The following is a 14,043-nucleotide window of genomic DNA, read 5'->3' on the forward strand; positions in this document are numbered from 1 at the left end:
TGCTGGGACTCCCCGGGGGAGTCCCGCGGGCCCTCAGGGGGCCAGGGCGGAGCCGAAGGGAAGGTTCCGGACCAGGGTGAAGAGGGCGAGGACGGCCCCGGTCCCCCACCACCAGACCGGGGAGACCGCGAGGCGCATGGGCACTCCGCGGACGGCGCGAACCAGCCATACGGCCATGACGACGGCGAAGATCCCGTATCCGACGACGGCGAGGGCGTTGGAGCCGAGGGCGGCCGGCAGGTCGCCGTGGGCGAAGGCGTGGGCGCTGCGGAGACCGCCGCAGCCGGGGCAGTAGAGGCCGGTGAAGCGGAGGAGCGGGCAGACGGGGTAGTGCCCGGGTTCGTTGGGGTCCACGGCCCCGACGTAGGCGAACGCGGCGACGACCCCGGCGAGGGTGGCGACGGGCGGCAGCAGCCGTTTCGGGAGCGACGGGGGCGGGGCGGGTGCGTATCCGCCCCCGGGCCCCTCCGTCGGGACGCCGGAACCCGGCGGTACGAGCCCGCCCGGCACGGCGGCGGAGCCCGGCGGTACGGGCGCCCCCAGGGCCGGAACCGCGGTCGGAACCGCGACCGGGGCGGCGAAGCCCGTCGGGGCGGCGGCCGGCCGGGGCGGCGCGGCTCCCGGCGGTACGGGCGGCGCGACGGCCCCCCGGGGCGTCACGTCCCGCTCCGGGGGTGTCGGGGGATTCGGGCGGGCGGGTTCGCCCGGGCGGGTGGGAGAGGTCTCGGCTTCGGTCGTCGGCTGCGCGTCCACGCGGTGATTCTCGCCGCTGACGCGCGAGGGCGCAGCCCGGCACGGCCGGGCTGCGCCCTCGGATGCGGCGTGTCGCGTCAGGCGCGGGCCCGGGCGGTCGTGGTGGCGGCCTCGCGGGCGGCGGCGACTTCGGCGGACTCCTTCGGCATGCCGAGGCCCGCCGCCTTCATTCCGCCGCCGACGATGCCGCCGAGGACGATGACGCCCATGCCGGCCCAGAAACCGGGCACGTTGGCGGCCACCATGAAGACGCCGGCGATGCAGAAGCCGATGAAGGAGATGATGACACCGGTCCAGGCGGCCGGGGTGTGTCCGTGGGCGCTGCCCGCCATGAGTTGCTCCTCGTTGCAGTTGCTCGATGGTGAGGTCTCGCGTGCGCGGACACTCGGCGCTCATTGTCCCGCACGCGGGCGCGCGGGGATGAATCGGGGGTGCCGGGACGATCACGCGTCGCGGCCGGCTCCCCCTCTCACTCTCCCCGGGTCGGGTCCTCGCCGCGGTCCAGGGCCTTCCACAGGTCCTCGGGCCGGTCGGGGTCGGTGGTGGGGGCCTTGCGGCCGGAGCGCGGGACGCCGGAGCGCTCGTAGCGTCCGCCCATCGCCGGCCAGTCCTTGCCGAAGCGGAGGGCGAAGAGGCCGGCGAGCAGGATGAGGAGGGCGCCCGCGGCCGTCACGTACGGCCAGACGGTGTGGGTGAGGCCGGCGACGGCGGCGGCGGTGTCGCCGCTGATGCGTGCGGCCTCGGCGTCGAGCGCGGTGCTGTCGGAGGCGCCGAGGACCGCGGCGAGCGCGGCGCCCGCGCCGCTGAGCGCGAGGAGCGCGGCGACGAGCGTGCGCCCGGTGCGGCGGACGGCGAAGACGGCGAAGAGCGCGGCGAGGCCGACGATCGCGAGGGCGGTGGGCACACCGGTGACGGTGCCGCCGTCGGCCTCGACGGGGACGCTGCCGCCGCCGACGGACGCGGTGCCCTCCGCCCAGATCTGGCCGGCGGAGAGCAGGACGACGGTGGCACCGAGGGCGCCGAGGAGGAGGGCCGCGGCCAGGCTGCGGCGGCCGCCGGTGGGGACGGCCGCGCGGGCGGCCCGGGGCTGGGGTACGGGTACGGCACTCACGTACCCCACTATCCCTTACGTGCTCACTTGTCGTTCATCCGGTTGGCGGTGTGGACGGCGCGGAGGACGGCCGCGGCCTTGTTGCGGCACTCGTTGTCCTCGGCGACCGGGTCGGAGTCGGCGACGACACCCGCTCCGGCCTGCACGTACGCCGTTCCGTCGCGGAGCAGGGCGGTGCGGATGGCGATGGCGGTGTCGGCGTCCCCGGCGAAATCGAGATAACCGACACATCCGCCGTAGAGGCCGCGCCGGGAGGGTTCGAGCTCCTCGATGATCTGCATGGCGCGGGGCTTGGGCGCGCCGGAGAGGGTGCCGGCGGGGAAGCAGGCGGTGAGGACGTCGAAGGCGGTCCGGCCCTCGGCGACCTCTCCGGTGACGGTGGAGACGATGTGCATGACGTGCGAGTAGCGCTCGATCGACATGAAGTCGACGACTTCCACGGAGCCGGGCGTGCAGACCCGGCCGAGGTCGTTGCGGCCGAGATCGACGAGCATGAGGTGCTCGGCGCGTTCCTTGGGGTCGGCGAGCAGTTCCTCGGCGAGGTCGTGGTCCTCCTGCGGGGTGGCGCCGCGGTGCCGGGTGCCGGCGATGGGGTGGAGCATGGCCCGCCCGTCCTCGACCTTGACGAGGGCCTCGGGCGAGGAGCCGACGACGTCGAAGCCGTTCTCGAAGCGGAAGAGGTACATGTACGGGGAGGGGTTGGTGGCCCGCAGGACCCGGTACACGTCGAGCGCGGAGGCGGCGCAGGGGGTCTCGAAGCGCTGCGAGGGCACGACCTGGAAGGCTTCGCCGGCCCGGATGCGCTCCTTGATGTCCTCGACGGCGTCCTGGTAGGCGGGGCCGCCCCAGAGGGCCGAGAACTCGGGCAGGGCGGAGTCCGGCAGGGCGGCGGGGGCGGTGGCGACGGGGCGGGCCAGGTCGGCCTGCATGGCGTCGAGGCGGGCGACGGCGTGCGCGTACGCCTCGTCGACGCCGGTCTCCAGGTCGTTGTGGTTGATCGCGTTGGCGATCAGCAGGACCGAGCCGTCCCAGTGGTCGAGGACCGCGAGGTCGCTGGTGAGCAGCATGGTCAGCTCGGGGAGCTTCAGGTCGTCGCGGCCGTGCTCGCCGATCTTCTCCAGGCGGCGGACGATGTCGTACCCGAGGTAGCCGACCATGCCGCCGGTGAACGGGGGCATGCCGCTCGCCAGGTCCCGGGGGGTGTGGAGGGTCTCCACGGTGGCGCGCAGGGCGGCGAGCGGGTCGCCGTCGACGGGGACGCCGACGGGCGGGGTGCCCAGCCAGTGGGCCTGTCCGTCCTTCACCGTCAGGGTGGCGTCGCTGCGGACTCCGACGAAGGAGTAGCGGGACCAACTGCGGCCGTTCTCCGCGGATTCGAGGAGGAAGGTGCCGGGGCGTTCGGCGGCGAGCTTGCGGTAGAGCCCGACCGGGGTGTCGCCGTCCACGAGGAGCCTGCGGCTGACGGGGATGACGCGGCGATCGGCCGCCAGCTTGCGGAAGGTCTCGAGATCCATGGCACCGGACCTTACTGGGAGACGGGGAGCACGTCGGCGTCGAAGCAGGTGCGGGCGCCGGTGTGGCAGGCGGCGCCGACCTGGTCGACCTTGACGAGGAGGGTGTCGGCGTCGCAGTCGAGGGCGACGGACCTGACGTGCTGGACGTGTCCGGAGGTGTCGCCCTTGACCCAGTACTCGCCCCGGCTGCGGGACCAGTAGGTGCAGCGGCCCGTGGTGAGGGTGCGGTGGAGGGCCTCGTCATCCATCCAGCCCAGCATCAGCACCTCGCCCGTGTCGTACTGCTGGGCGATGGCGGGGACCAGGCCGTCGGGGCTGCGCTTGAGGCGGGCGGCGATGGCCGGATCGAGGTCACTGGGGGTCCGGGGCGTGCTGCTCATGGGGCCATTGTGCCGTGCTCCGGGGCGGTGTCCGGCGGGGAGTCCACTGGGCGGACCGCGCGCGCCGGTCGTACGCTGACGGACATGTCGACCCATGCGAAACGTGAACGGCTTCTGCTCGCCGATCTGTTGGAGGCGGCGGGCCCGGACGCCCCGACGCTCTGCGAGGGCTGGCGGACCCGCGACCTCGCGGCCCATGTGGTGGTGCGGGAGCGGCGTCCGGACGCGGCGGCGGGGACGCTCGTACCGGTGCTGAAGGAGCGGCTCGACCGGGTGCAGGCGGAGTTCGCCGACAAGCCGTACGAGGAGCTGATCCGCCTCGTCCGCACGGGCCCGCCGCGGTTCTCGCCGTTCACCATCAAACAGGTGGACGAGGGGGCGAACGTCGTCGAGTTCTACGTGCACGCGGAGGACGTGCGCCGTGCCCAGCCCGACTGGTCGGCCCGTGAGCCGGACCCGGTCTTCGCGGACGCCCTCTGGTCCCGTCTGGAGCGGATGGCCCGGATCCTGGGCCGCAAGGCCCCGGTGGGCCTGGTGCTGCGCCGTCCGAACGGGCAGACGGCGGTGGCGCACCGCGGCACCCCGGTGGTGACGGCCTCCGGGGAGCCGGGCGAGCTGATCATGTACCTGTACGGCCGCCAGGACGCGGCGAAGGTGGCGCTGGAGGGCGAGCCGGAGGCGATCGAGCGGCTGCGGGAGACGAAGCAGCTGGGGATCTAGTACGGGGGCAGTTCGGCGCGGCGGAGGGCCGGGGTGGCGAGGGCGTGGACGCCGGCCAGGGCGCAGACCGACGCGCTCACGGCGAAGACCGGGCCGGCGCCCCACAGGCCGATCGCCGCGCCGGTGACGGGGAAGGACAGCGGGGCCACGCCCAGGCTGGCGAGGCTGGAGACGGCGGTCACCCGGCCGAGGTAGGCGGGGTCGCACTCGGTCTGGACGAGGGCGTTGCACAGTGCCCCGGAGAGTCCGGCGAGCAGGCCGACGGCCAGGGCGACGGCGGCGGCCACGGGCAGGTGCGGGGTGAAGGCGAGGGCGCCGATCGCGACGGCGCCGGCCGTCAGGGTCCAGCCGCTGACGGCTCCGGCGCGCGGGACGCGCCCGCGCACGGCCAGGAGCAGGGAGGCGGCGCCCGCGCCCGCGCCGAAGCCGGCGAGGATCCAGCCGATGCCGGAGGCGCCCCAGCCGCGCTGCTCGGACAGGACGGCGAGGCCGACGTTGAGGGGGCCGACGAAGCCGAGGTCGCCGAGGAGCACGACGATCATCAGCGGGCCGAGGACGCGGTGCCCGCGCAGGTAGCGCAGTCCGTCGGCGAGGTCGCGCAGGGCCGTGCCGTCGCGGGCCTCGTCGGGGGTGGGGAGCGGGCGGAGCCGGAGCGCGCCCAGCAGGGGCAGCGAGAGGGCGAAGAGCGCTCCGGCGACGCCGAAGGCGGTGGCGGGGCCGCCGACGGCGACCGCGAGGCCGCCGAGCGGGGCGCCGAGGACGGCGCCCGCGCGGTGGCCGATGCCGCGCATGCCCTGGACGCGGGCGAGCTGGTCGCGGTCGGCGATCCGGGGCGGCAGGGCACCCACGGCGGGCAGGAAGAGGGCGTCGACCGCGCCGAAGACGAGGGCGACGGCGGCGAGCGCCCACAGGCCGGGCGAGGCGAGGAACAGGGTCGCGGCGAGGCCCAGGACGACCAGGGCGCGGACGGTGTCGGAGGCGATGACGACCCGGCGGGGGCCGAGGCGGTCCGCGACGACTCCCCCGCCGAGCATGAGCAGCGCGCGGGGCACGGCGGAGACGGCCATGACGAGCCCGGCCTGGGCGGGGGTGCCGTCGCTGACGGCGGCCCAGGAGAGGGCGAGGTAGTAGACGCTGTCGCCGAGCGTGGAGGCGGTGTAGGCGCCGAGCCAGCGCAGGACCTGGGGGTCGCGGTGGGCGGGGCGCGCGGGGGCTTCGGCGGTCGCGGTCACGGGATCAGCCCCGGTACGGGAAGCCGAAGAGGTGGACGGCGACGTTCTCGCGGCCCTCGGTGTCGCCGGCGGCCTCGGCGGCGCGGGCCCGCTCGTCGTACGTCCGGACGAGCGCGTCGAGTTCCTTCCCGAGCGAGGCGAGTTCGGCCGCGGTGAGCCGGGGCAGCCACTCCGAGCTGATCGAGGCGCTGCGCCAGGCGTCGGGCCAGGTGTGGCACTCGTCGAGGAAACGACGGTGCATCTCGGTGCGCTGCTGGTCGACCGTACGGCCGAAGGCGGCGCTCGCGGCGGCGAGTTCGGGGGCGTCGCGGAGGTCCTCGTCGTGGATGCTGAAGCCGTACGAGCTCGGCTGCCACCAGCGCTCGCGGCCGTCGGCGGACTGGGCCTCGGCCTCCTCGATGAGGCCGTGCTCGGCGAGCTTGCGCAGGTGGTAGCTGACGAGGGAGACGGCCTCGTCCACCTGGTCGGCGAGCTGGGAGGCGGTGGCGGTGCGGGCCACGAAGAGGGCGCGGTAGAGGCGCATCCGCAGGGGGTGCGAGACGGCTTTGAGGGTGCCGAGATCGGTGATCCGGCGGTTCTCCGACGAGGTCATGTCCACGACCGTAGATACGAAAGGAAACTTGCGCAACGAAAATTGCACAAGTATTCCTGCGCATCCGGGAAAGGGGAAGGGCCCCCGAAGGGGCCCTTCAGCAGGCGGAACCTCCGGTCAGCGGACCGGGTGCCCCGCCTCCCGCAGCGTCTCCTTGACCTGCGAGATCCGCAGGTCGCCGAAGTGGAAGACGGAGGCCGCGAGCACCGCGTCCGCGCCCGCCGCCACGGCCGGCGGGAAGTCGGCGAGCTTGCCGGCACCGCCGGAGGCGATCACCGGCACCGTCACGTGCTTGCGCACGGCCGCGATCATCTCGGTGTCGTAGCCGTCCTTCGTGCCGTCGGCGTCCATCGAGTTGAGCAGGATCTCGCCCGCGCCCAGCTCGGCGGCCCGGTGCGCCCACTCGACGGCGTCGATGCCGGTGCCCTTGCGGCCGCCGTGCGTCGTCACCTCGAAGGATCCGGAGGCGGTGCGGCGCGCGTCCACGGACAGGACGAGCACCTGCCGGCCGAAGCGCTCCGCGATCTCCCGGATCAGCTCGGGGCGCTCGATGGCGGCGGTGTTGACGCCCACCTTGTCGGCGCCGGCCCGCAGCAGCTTGTCGACGTCCTCGGCCGAGCGGACGCCGCCGCCGACCGTGAGCGGGATGAAGACCTGCTCGGCGGTGCGGCGCACCACGTCGTAGGTGGTCTCCCGGTTGCCGGAGGAGGCGGTGATGTCGAGGAAGGTCAGCTCGTCGGCGCCCTCGGCGTCGTACAGCTTGGCCATCTCGACGGGGTCGCCCGCGTCCCGCAGGTTCTGGAAGTTGACGCCCTTGACGACCCGGCCGTTGTCCACGTCCAGGCAGGGGATCACTCGTACGGCGAGGCTCATGCCGCATCACCCCGGTAGGCCTCGACCTCGACCTCGACGACCAGGCTCGGGTCGACGAAGCCGGAGACGATGATCATCGACGCGGCCGGGCGGACCTCGTCGAACAGCTCCTTGTGGGCGCGGCCGACCTCGTCCACGTCCCGGGCGTGCGTGATGTACATCCGGGTGCGGACGACGTGCTCGGCGCCCAGGCCCAGCTGCTTCAGCGCGTCGAAGGCCACGTGGAAGGAGTTGACCGCCTGCTCGTACGGGCCGCCCCCGGCGATCTGGCCGCCGACCACCGACGTGCAGCCGGAGACGAGGACCGTGCCGTTCGGGAGCTCGACCGCGCGGGAGTAGCCGAACTGCTCCTCCCAGGGCGCGCCGGTGACGACCTTGCGGACCTCGGAGCTCACGACGCCACCGCCGCGAGCGCCTCTTCGAGGGTGAAGGCCTTGGCGTACAGCGCCTTGCCGACGATCGCGCCCTCGACGCCCAGCGGGACGAGGCCGGACAGGGCCCGCAGGTCGTCCAGGGAGGACACGCCGCCGGAGGCGACGACGGGCTTGTCGGTGGCCGCGCAGACGTTCTTCAGGAGTTCCAGGTTGGGGCCCTGGAGGGTGCCGTCCTTGGCGATGTCGGTGACGACGTACCGGGAGCAGCCCTCGGAGTCGAGGCGGGCCAGCGTCTCGTACAGGTCGCCGCCGTCGCGGGTCCAGCCGCGGCCGCGCAGGGTCGTGCCGCGCACGTCGAGGCCGACGGCGATCCTGTCGCCGTGCTCGGCGATGACCTTGGCGACCCACTCGGGGGTCTCCAGGGCGGCGGTGCCGAGGTTGACGCGGGTGCAGCCGGTGGCGAGGGCGGCGGCGAGCGTGGCGTCGTCGCGGATGCCGCCGGAGAGCTCGACCTTGATGTCCATGGCCTCGGTGACCTGACGGACCAGGTCGCGGTTGTCACCGGTGCCGAAGGCGGCGTCCAGGTCGACCAGGTGGAGCCACTCGGCACCTGCGCGCTGCCAGGCCAGGGCGGCCTCCAGCGGAGAGCCGTAGGAGGTCTCGCTGCCGGACTCGCCGTGGACGAGCCGGACGGCCTGGCCGTCGCGGACGTCGACGGCGGGGAGGAGTTCGAGAGTGCTCACAGGGTTCCGATCCAGTTGGTGAGGAGCTGGGCTCCGGCGTCGCCGGACTTCTCGGGGTGGAACTGGGTCGCCCACAGGGCGCCGTTCTCCACGGCCGCGACGAAGGGCTCGCCGTGGGTGGCCCAGGTGACCTTGGGGGCGCGGATGTTGGGGTTGCCGACCTCCAGGGTCCACTCGCGCACCGCGTAGGAGTGCACGAAGTAGTACCGGGCGTCGGCGTCGAGTCCCGCGAACAGCTGCGTGTCGGCGGGCGCGTCGACCGTGTTCCAGCCCATGTGGGGGACGACGGGGGCGTTCAGCGGCCCGACCGTGCCGGGCCACTCGTCGAGGCCCTCGGTCTCCACGCCGTGCTCGATGCCCTGGGAGAAGAGGATCTGCATGCCGACGCAGATGCCCATGACCGGGCGGCCGCCGGCGAGCCTGCGGCCCACGATCCAGTCGCCGCGGGCCTCCTTGAGGCCCTGCATGCAGGCGGAGAAGGCGCCGACGCCGGGGACGAGCAGTCCGTCGGCGTTCATCGCCCTGTCGTAGTCGCGGGTGATCTCGACGTCGGCGCCGACCCGGGCGAGCGCGCGCTCGGCGGAGCGCACGTTGCCGAAGCCGTAGTCGAAGACGACGACCTTCTTCGGGGAGGCCGTGCTCATGCCCACACCTCCAGGCGCAGCACGCCGGCGGAGAGGCACATCGCGGCACCGATGGAGAGGAGCACGATCAGGCTCTTGGGCATCTGCTGCTTGACGAAGGAGTAGATGCCGCCGAGCAGGAAGAGCCCGACGAGGATGAGGACGCTGGAGAGGCCGTTCACGACTAGAGCGCGCCCTTCGTGGAGGGGAGGATGCCGGCGGCGCGCGGGTCGCGCTCGGAGGCGTAGCGCAGCGCGCGGGCCAGGGCCTTGAACTGGCACTCCACGATGTGGTGGGCGTTGCGGCCGTACGGCACGTGGACGTGCAGCGCGATCTGGGCCTGGGCGACGAAGGACTCCAGGATGTGCCGGGTCATCGTCGTGTCGTACGAGCCGATCATCGGCGCCATGTTCTCGGGCTCGGTGTGCACGAGGTACGGGCGGCCGGAGAGGTCGACGGTGACCTGGGCGAGCGACTCGTCCAGCGGGACGGTGCAGTTGCCGAAGCGGTAGATGCCGACCTTGTCGCCGAGGGCCTGCTTGAAGGCGGCGCCGAGGGCGAGGGCGGTGTCCTCGATGGTGTGGTGCGAGTCGATGTGCAGGTCGCCGTCGGTCTTGACCGTCAGGTCGAAGAGGCCGTGCCGGCCGAGCTGGTCGAGCATGTGGTCGTAGAAGCCGACCCCGGTCGACACGTCGACCTTTCCGGTGCCGTCGAGGTCGATCTCGACGACGACGGAGGTCTCCTTGGTGGTGCGCTCAACGCGGCCTACGCGGCTCATCGTTCCTGCTCCTTCATCAATTCACGGACCGCGTCGAGGAACGCGTCGTTCTCTTCGGGGGTGCCGGCGGTGACCCGCAGCCAGCCCGGTACGCCGTTGTCCCGGACCAGGACGCCCCGGTCGAGGATCTTCTGCCAGGCCGCGTGCGTGTCGGGGAACTTCCCGAACTGCACGAAGTTGGCGTCGGAGGGGGTGACCTCGCACCCGGTCGCCCGCAGTTCGGCGACGAGCCGGTCGCGCTCGGCCTTGAGCTGCTCGACGTACCCGAGGAGGGTGTCGGTGTGCTCCAGGGCGGCGAGCGCGGTGGCCTGGGTGACGGCCGAGAGGTGGTACGGCAGGCGGACCAGCTGCACGGCGTCGACCACGGCCGGGTCGGCGGCGAGGTAGCCGAGGCGGAGCCCGGCGGCGCCGAAGGCCTTGGACATGGTCCGGGAGACCACCAGGTGCGGGCGGCCCTCCAGGAGCGGCAGCAGCGAGTCGCGGTGGCTGAACTCCACGTACGCCTCGTCCACGACCACCATCGAGGGCTTGGCCGCCTGGGCCGCCTCGTACAGGGCGAGGACCGTGTCGGCCTCGACCGCGGTGCCGGTGGGGTTGTTGGGCGAGGTGACGAAGACGACGTCCGGCCCGTTCTCGGCGATGGCCCGGACGGCCGCCTCGACGTCGATCGTGAAGTCCTCGTTGCGCGGGCCCGAGATCCAGCCGGTGCCGGTGCCGCGGGCGATCAGGGCGTGCATCGAGTACGAGGGCTCGAAGCCGATCGCGGTGCGGCCGGGACCGCCGAAGGTCTGCAGCAGCTGCTGGAGGACCTCGTTGGAGCCGTTGGCCGCCCACACGTTCTCGACGCCGACGCGGTGCCCGCCGGTGCGGGTGAGGTAGGCGGCGAGCTCGGTGCGGAGCTCGACCGCGTCCCGGTCGGGGTAGCGGTTGAGGCCACGGGCGGCCTCGGCGACCCGCTCCGCGATCCGGGCCACCAGGGGCTCGGGCAGCGGGTAGGGGTTCTCGTTGGTGTTCAGCTGGACGGGGACGTCGAGCTGGGGCGCCCCGTAGGGGGACTTGCCGCGCAGCTCGTCCCGGACGGGCAGGTCGTCGATCTCGATCTGGCTCACTTGCTCTGCGGCACCTTCCAACCGAAACGGGCCTTGACGGCGGCGCCGTGGGCCGGGAGGTCCTCGGCCTCGGCGAGGGTGACGACGTGGTGGGCGACGTCCGCGAGGGCGTCGCGCGTGTAGTCCACGATGTGCACGCCGCGCAGGAAGGACTGCACGGAGAGGCCCGAGGAGTGGCAGGCGCAGCCGCCGGTGGGCAGGACGTGGTTGGAGCCGGCGCAGTAGTCGCCGAGCGAGACCGGGGCCCAGGGGCCGACGAAGATCGCGCCCGCGTTGCGGACCCGGTCGGCGACGGCGGCGGCGTCGGCGGTCTGGATCTCCAGGTGCTCGGCGCCGTACGCGTCGACGACCTTGAGGCCGTCGGCGAGGTCGCGGACGAGGACGATCGCCGACTGGCGGCCGGCCAGGGCCGGGGCGATCCGGTCGTCGACGTGCTTGGAGGCGGCGACCTGGGTCTTCAGCTCGGCCTCGGTGGCGGCGGCCAGCTCGTCCGAGTCGGTGACGAGGACGGAGGCGGCCATCGGGTCGTGCTCGGCCTGGCTGATGAGGTCGGCGGCGACGTGCACCGGGTCGGCGGTGGAGTCCGCGAGGATCGCGATCTCCGTCGGGCCGGCCTCGGCGTCGATGCCGATGCGGCCCTTGAGGAGGCGCTTGGCGGCGGCCACGTAGATGTTGCCGGGGCCGGTGACCAGGTTGACGGGGGCGCAGCCGGGCTCGTCCGCGGTGGACCCGGTGCCGTAGGCGAACATGGCGATGGCCTGGGCTCCGCCGGCGGCGTAGACCTCGTCCACCCCGAGCAGGGCGCAGGCGGCCAGGATCGTCGGGTGCGGCAGTCCGCCGAACTCCTTCTGCGGGGGCGAGGCGATGGCCACGCCCTCGACGCCGGCCTCCTGGGCCGGGACGACGTTCATCACGACGGAGGAGGGGTAGACGGAGCGGCCGCCCGGCACGTACAGGCCGACGCGCTCGACCGGGATCCACTTCTCGGTGACCGTGCCGCCGGGGACGACCTGGGTGGTGTGGGTGGTGCGGCGCTGCTCGCGGTGGACGAGCCGGGCGCGCCGGATGGACTCCTCGAGGGCGGCGCGGACGGCCGGGTCGAGCTCGTCGAGGGCGCGGGTGATCGCCCCGGCGGGGACGCGGAGGCCCGGGACGCGGACGCCGTCGAACTTCTCCCCGTAGTCGATCACCGCGGCCGCGCCGTGATGCCGGACGTCCTCGCAGATCGGCCGCACCTTCTCCAGGGCGGCTTCCACGTCGAACTCGGCACGGGGCAGCAGGTCGCGCAGGGCGGAACCCTCGGGGAGGGTCTCACCGCGCAGATCGATTCGAGAGATCACGGGTCAATTCTCGCAGACGGCCCGGAACACCGATCGGCCGTATCAACAGCTGATACATGCCAATCAGTGACCGATACGCGTCCCACTGGCGTCTTGTCGCCACAGCTGACCGTTAGCGTTCAGCCCGTCACCCAGCGGGAAGAACGGCTGTACGAATCCACGAATCCCGGTGAGCGGAATCGTGGGAGCGGATCGTGGAAAGCGAGGGGGCGGCAGTGACCGAGCCGCACGAGGACGGAATGCCGGACGGTCTCACGGGCCCGGAGCGGGTCATGTGGCGGGCGTTCCGGATCGGCAGGACCTGCGATCTGACGGAGGGGATCGCGGAGCGGGACGACCCCTTCGGGGCGTGGCAGTGGGGGGAGGAGCGGAGCGTCCGCGCCGACGTGGTGGCGCTGCTGCTGCTCGACGGCCCGCAGGCCTGGTCCGGGCGGGTGGCCGCGCTGAAGCTGCGCGGGGTCAGGATCGCCGGCGTGCTGAACCTGGCGGGCGGGACGATAGGGCCGTACGTGGAGCTGCACGGCTGCCGGTTCGACGACGAGGTGGTGCTGCCCGAGGCCCGGTTCGGCACCCTGCGGATGGTCGAGTGCGCGCTGCCGCGCCTGGAGGCGGCCCGGCTGCACACGGAGGGGGACCTGCACCTGCCGCGCTGCCGGGTGCGGCGCGGCATCCGGTTGACGGACGCGCAGATCGGCACGGACCTGCTGATCAACCAGATCCAGGTGTGGCCGGACCGGCGGGGGCGGGCGATCACGGCGGACGGGATGGTGGTCGCCCAGGACCTCCAGGCCGAGCTGATCGAGACCTACGGGGAGCTGAGCCTGCGCGGGGCGAACGTGGGGGTCTCGCTCAGCCTGCGGGGCAGCGTCCTGCGCGGGGCGCAGGGCCGCCGCGCGCTGAACGCGCCGCAGCTGACCGTGGAGCGCTCGCTCTATCTGAACGCGGCCTGGGTGTACGAGGAGACGGGGGGCGCGGGCCGGACGGGGAACACCACGGCCACCCCGCCGTACGGGGTGACGCCCCTCCAGGGCACCCGGCGCAAGCCGGTGGAGTGCCACGGCGGGGTGCGGCTCGACGACGGCCGGTTCGGTGACGCGGTGGACCTGCACCACGCCCGCTTCCTGCTGGACGGCGCCCGGCGGGAAGAGGTGTCGCTGCGCCGGATCGTGACCCCGGAGCTGCGGTTCAACGGCGAGCGCCCGGAGGAGGGGCGCGTGGTGCTCAACGGCGCCAAGGTCGTCACCCTGATCGACCTGTCGACCAGCTGGCCGGGGCCCGGCGGGCTCGCGATGGGCGGCTTCGCCTACGAGAACCTGGTTCCGTACGGCCACTTCCCGCTGGCCCGGCGTCTGGAGTGGGTGGCGGCGGCGACCCCGGAGTACGCCCCCGAGCCGTACGAGCGGCTGGCGGCGGTCCTGCGGAGCAGCGGCGAGGACGCGGACGCCCGCGAGGTGCTGCTCGCCAAGCAGCGGCGCCGGCGGGAGACCCTGCCGATCGCGGGGAAGCTGTGGGGCTACCTCCAGGACTGGACCGTGGCGTACGGCTACCGGCCGGGCCGGGCCGCGCTGTGGATGGCCGTGCTGTGGGCGGCGGGCACGGTGGCCTTCTCCCACTACCGCCCGGTCGCTCTGAAGGCGGACGAGGCGCCCGAGTGGAACGCCACGCTGTACGCGCTCGACCTGCTGCTGCCCGTGATCAACCTCGGCCAGGACGGCTACTGGCGGCTCGAAGGCATCTGGCAGTGGGTGACGACGGCCCTGATCCTCCTCGGCTGGATCCTCGCGACGACGGTGGCGGCGGGCGCGACCCGGCTGCTGCGGAGGGGGTGAGGGGGTGGTGTCACCACCAGGTGAGGGTGCTGTCGTGACCCCGTGACGCGGCTGCCGTGACGGGTGGGGGCG

General features: G+C 73.4%; 17 protein-coding genes. 2 read left to right on the top strand and 15 right to left on the bottom strand.

Annotation, left to right across the window (positions count from 1 at the left end):
- Positions 1–33: 33 nt before the first annotated feature.
- The 5 genes from IE180_RS13485 to hisI form a co-directional block, all read right to left on the bottom strand.
- Positions 34–510 (bottom strand): DUF2752 domain-containing protein, encoded by a 477-nt coding sequence (locus IE180_RS13485; RefSeq protein WP_190157375.1) that lies wholly within the window; start codon positions 508–510, stop codon positions 34–36.
- 320 nt (positions 511–830) lie between these two features.
- Entirely contained in the window at positions 831–1,085 is a 255-nt protein-coding gene (locus tag IE180_RS13490; protein ID WP_190157092.1) for an HGxxPAAW family protein, read from the bottom strand.
- A 137-nt stretch (positions 1,086–1,222) separates the two neighbouring features.
- Positions 1,223–1,873 (bottom strand): TIGR02234 family membrane protein, encoded by a 651-nt coding sequence (locus IE180_RS13495; RefSeq protein ID WP_190157093.1) that lies wholly within the window; start codon positions 1,871–1,873, stop codon positions 1,223–1,225.
- A gap of 14 nt (positions 1,874–1,887) precedes the next feature.
- Positions 1,888–3,378, bottom strand: a complete 1,491-nt coding sequence (locus IE180_RS13500; protein ID WP_190157094.1) for an anthranilate synthase component I — start codon at positions 3,376–3,378, stop codon at positions 1,888–1,890.
- 11 nt (positions 3,379–3,389) lie between these two features.
- Positions 3,390–3,758, bottom strand: a complete 369-nt coding sequence (gene hisI, locus IE180_RS13505; protein ID WP_190157095.1) for a phosphoribosyl-AMP cyclohydrolase — start codon at positions 3,756–3,758, stop codon at positions 3,390–3,392.
- Between the two features lie 84 nt (positions 3,759–3,842).
- On the opposite strand from hisI, the gene IE180_RS13510 reads away from it, so the two are divergent.
- Positions 3,843–4,478, top strand: coding sequence for a TIGR03085 family metal-binding protein (locus IE180_RS13510; RefSeq protein ID WP_190157096.1), 636 nt, complete (start codon positions 3,843–3,845; stop codon positions 4,476–4,478).
- On the opposite strand, the gene IE180_RS13515 is transcribed toward IE180_RS13510, so the two are convergent.
- The 10 genes from IE180_RS13515 to hisD form a co-directional block, all read right to left on the bottom strand.
- Positions 4,475–5,710 carry an MFS transporter gene (locus IE180_RS13515; protein ID WP_190157097.1) on the bottom strand — a complete coding sequence of 412 codons (1,236 nt, stop codon included), beginning with the start codon at positions 5,708–5,710 and terminating at the stop codon, positions 4,475–4,477. The genes IE180_RS13510 and IE180_RS13515 overlap by 4 nt on opposite strands.
- Before the next feature lie 4 nt (positions 5,711–5,714).
- Positions 5,715–6,302: an ArsR/SmtB family transcription factor gene (locus IE180_RS13520; protein ID WP_190157098.1), complete on the bottom strand. Its 588-nt coding sequence runs from the start codon at positions 6,300–6,302 to the stop codon at positions 5,715–5,717.
- Positions 6,303–6,419: 117 nt separating this feature from the next.
- On the bottom strand, positions 6,420–7,175 hold the full coding sequence (gene hisF / locus IE180_RS13525; RefSeq protein WP_190157099.1) for an imidazole glycerol phosphate synthase subunit HisF: 756 nt from the start codon (positions 7,173–7,175) through the stop codon (positions 6,420–6,422).
- Positions 7,172–7,570: a RidA family protein gene (locus IE180_RS13530; protein ID WP_190157100.1), complete on the bottom strand. Its 399-nt coding sequence runs from the start codon at positions 7,568–7,570 to the stop codon at positions 7,172–7,174. The genes hisF and IE180_RS13530 overlap by 4 nt, the downstream gene beginning before the upstream one ends.
- On the bottom strand, positions 7,567–8,292 hold the full coding sequence (gene priA / locus IE180_RS13535) for a bifunctional 1-(5-phosphoribosyl)-5-((5-phosphoribosylamino)methylideneamino)imidazole-4-carboxamide isomerase/phosphoribosylanthranilate isomerase PriA (RefSeq protein WP_190157101.1): 726 nt from the start codon (positions 8,290–8,292) through the stop codon (positions 7,567–7,569). The genes IE180_RS13530 and priA overlap by 4 nt, the downstream gene beginning before the upstream one ends.
- Entirely contained in the window at positions 8,289–8,936 is a 648-nt protein-coding gene (gene hisH, locus IE180_RS13540; RefSeq protein WP_190157102.1) for an imidazole glycerol phosphate synthase subunit HisH, read from the bottom strand. Before hisH ends, priA begins: the two co-directional genes overlap by 4 nt.
- Positions 8,933–9,097, bottom strand: a complete 165-nt coding sequence (locus IE180_RS13545) for a CG2302 family histidine operon protein (protein WP_030693488.1) — start codon at positions 9,095–9,097, stop codon at positions 8,933–8,935. Before IE180_RS13545 ends, hisH begins: the two co-directional genes overlap by 4 nt.
- 2 nt (positions 9,098–9,099) lie before the next feature.
- Entirely contained in the window at positions 9,100–9,693 is a 594-nt protein-coding gene (gene hisB / locus IE180_RS13550; protein WP_030492957.1) for an imidazoleglycerol-phosphate dehydratase HisB, read from the bottom strand.
- Complete coding sequence (locus IE180_RS13555; RefSeq protein WP_190157103.1) at positions 9,690–10,802, bottom strand: histidinol-phosphate transaminase; 1,113 nt, start codon at positions 10,800–10,802, stop codon at positions 9,690–9,692. Before IE180_RS13555 ends, hisB begins: the two co-directional genes overlap by 4 nt.
- Positions 10,799–12,142: a histidinol dehydrogenase gene (gene hisD, locus IE180_RS13560; protein WP_190157104.1), complete on the bottom strand. Its 1,344-nt coding sequence runs from the start codon at positions 12,140–12,142 to the stop codon at positions 10,799–10,801. The genes IE180_RS13555 and hisD overlap by 4 nt, the downstream gene beginning before the upstream one ends.
- 215 nt (positions 12,143–12,357) lie before the next feature.
- Between hisD and IE180_RS13565 the strand changes: the two genes are divergently transcribed.
- Positions 12,358–13,971, top strand: coding sequence for an oxidoreductase (locus tag IE180_RS13565; RefSeq protein ID WP_190157105.1), 1,614 nt, complete (start codon positions 12,358–12,360; stop codon positions 13,969–13,971).
- Positions 13,972–14,043: the final 72 nt, after the last annotated feature.

It is taken from the genome of Streptomyces litmocidini, assembly GCF_014649755.1.
Classification (GTDB): Bacteria; Actinomycetota; Actinomycetes; order Streptomycetales; family Streptomycetaceae; genus Streptomyces; species Streptomyces litmocidini.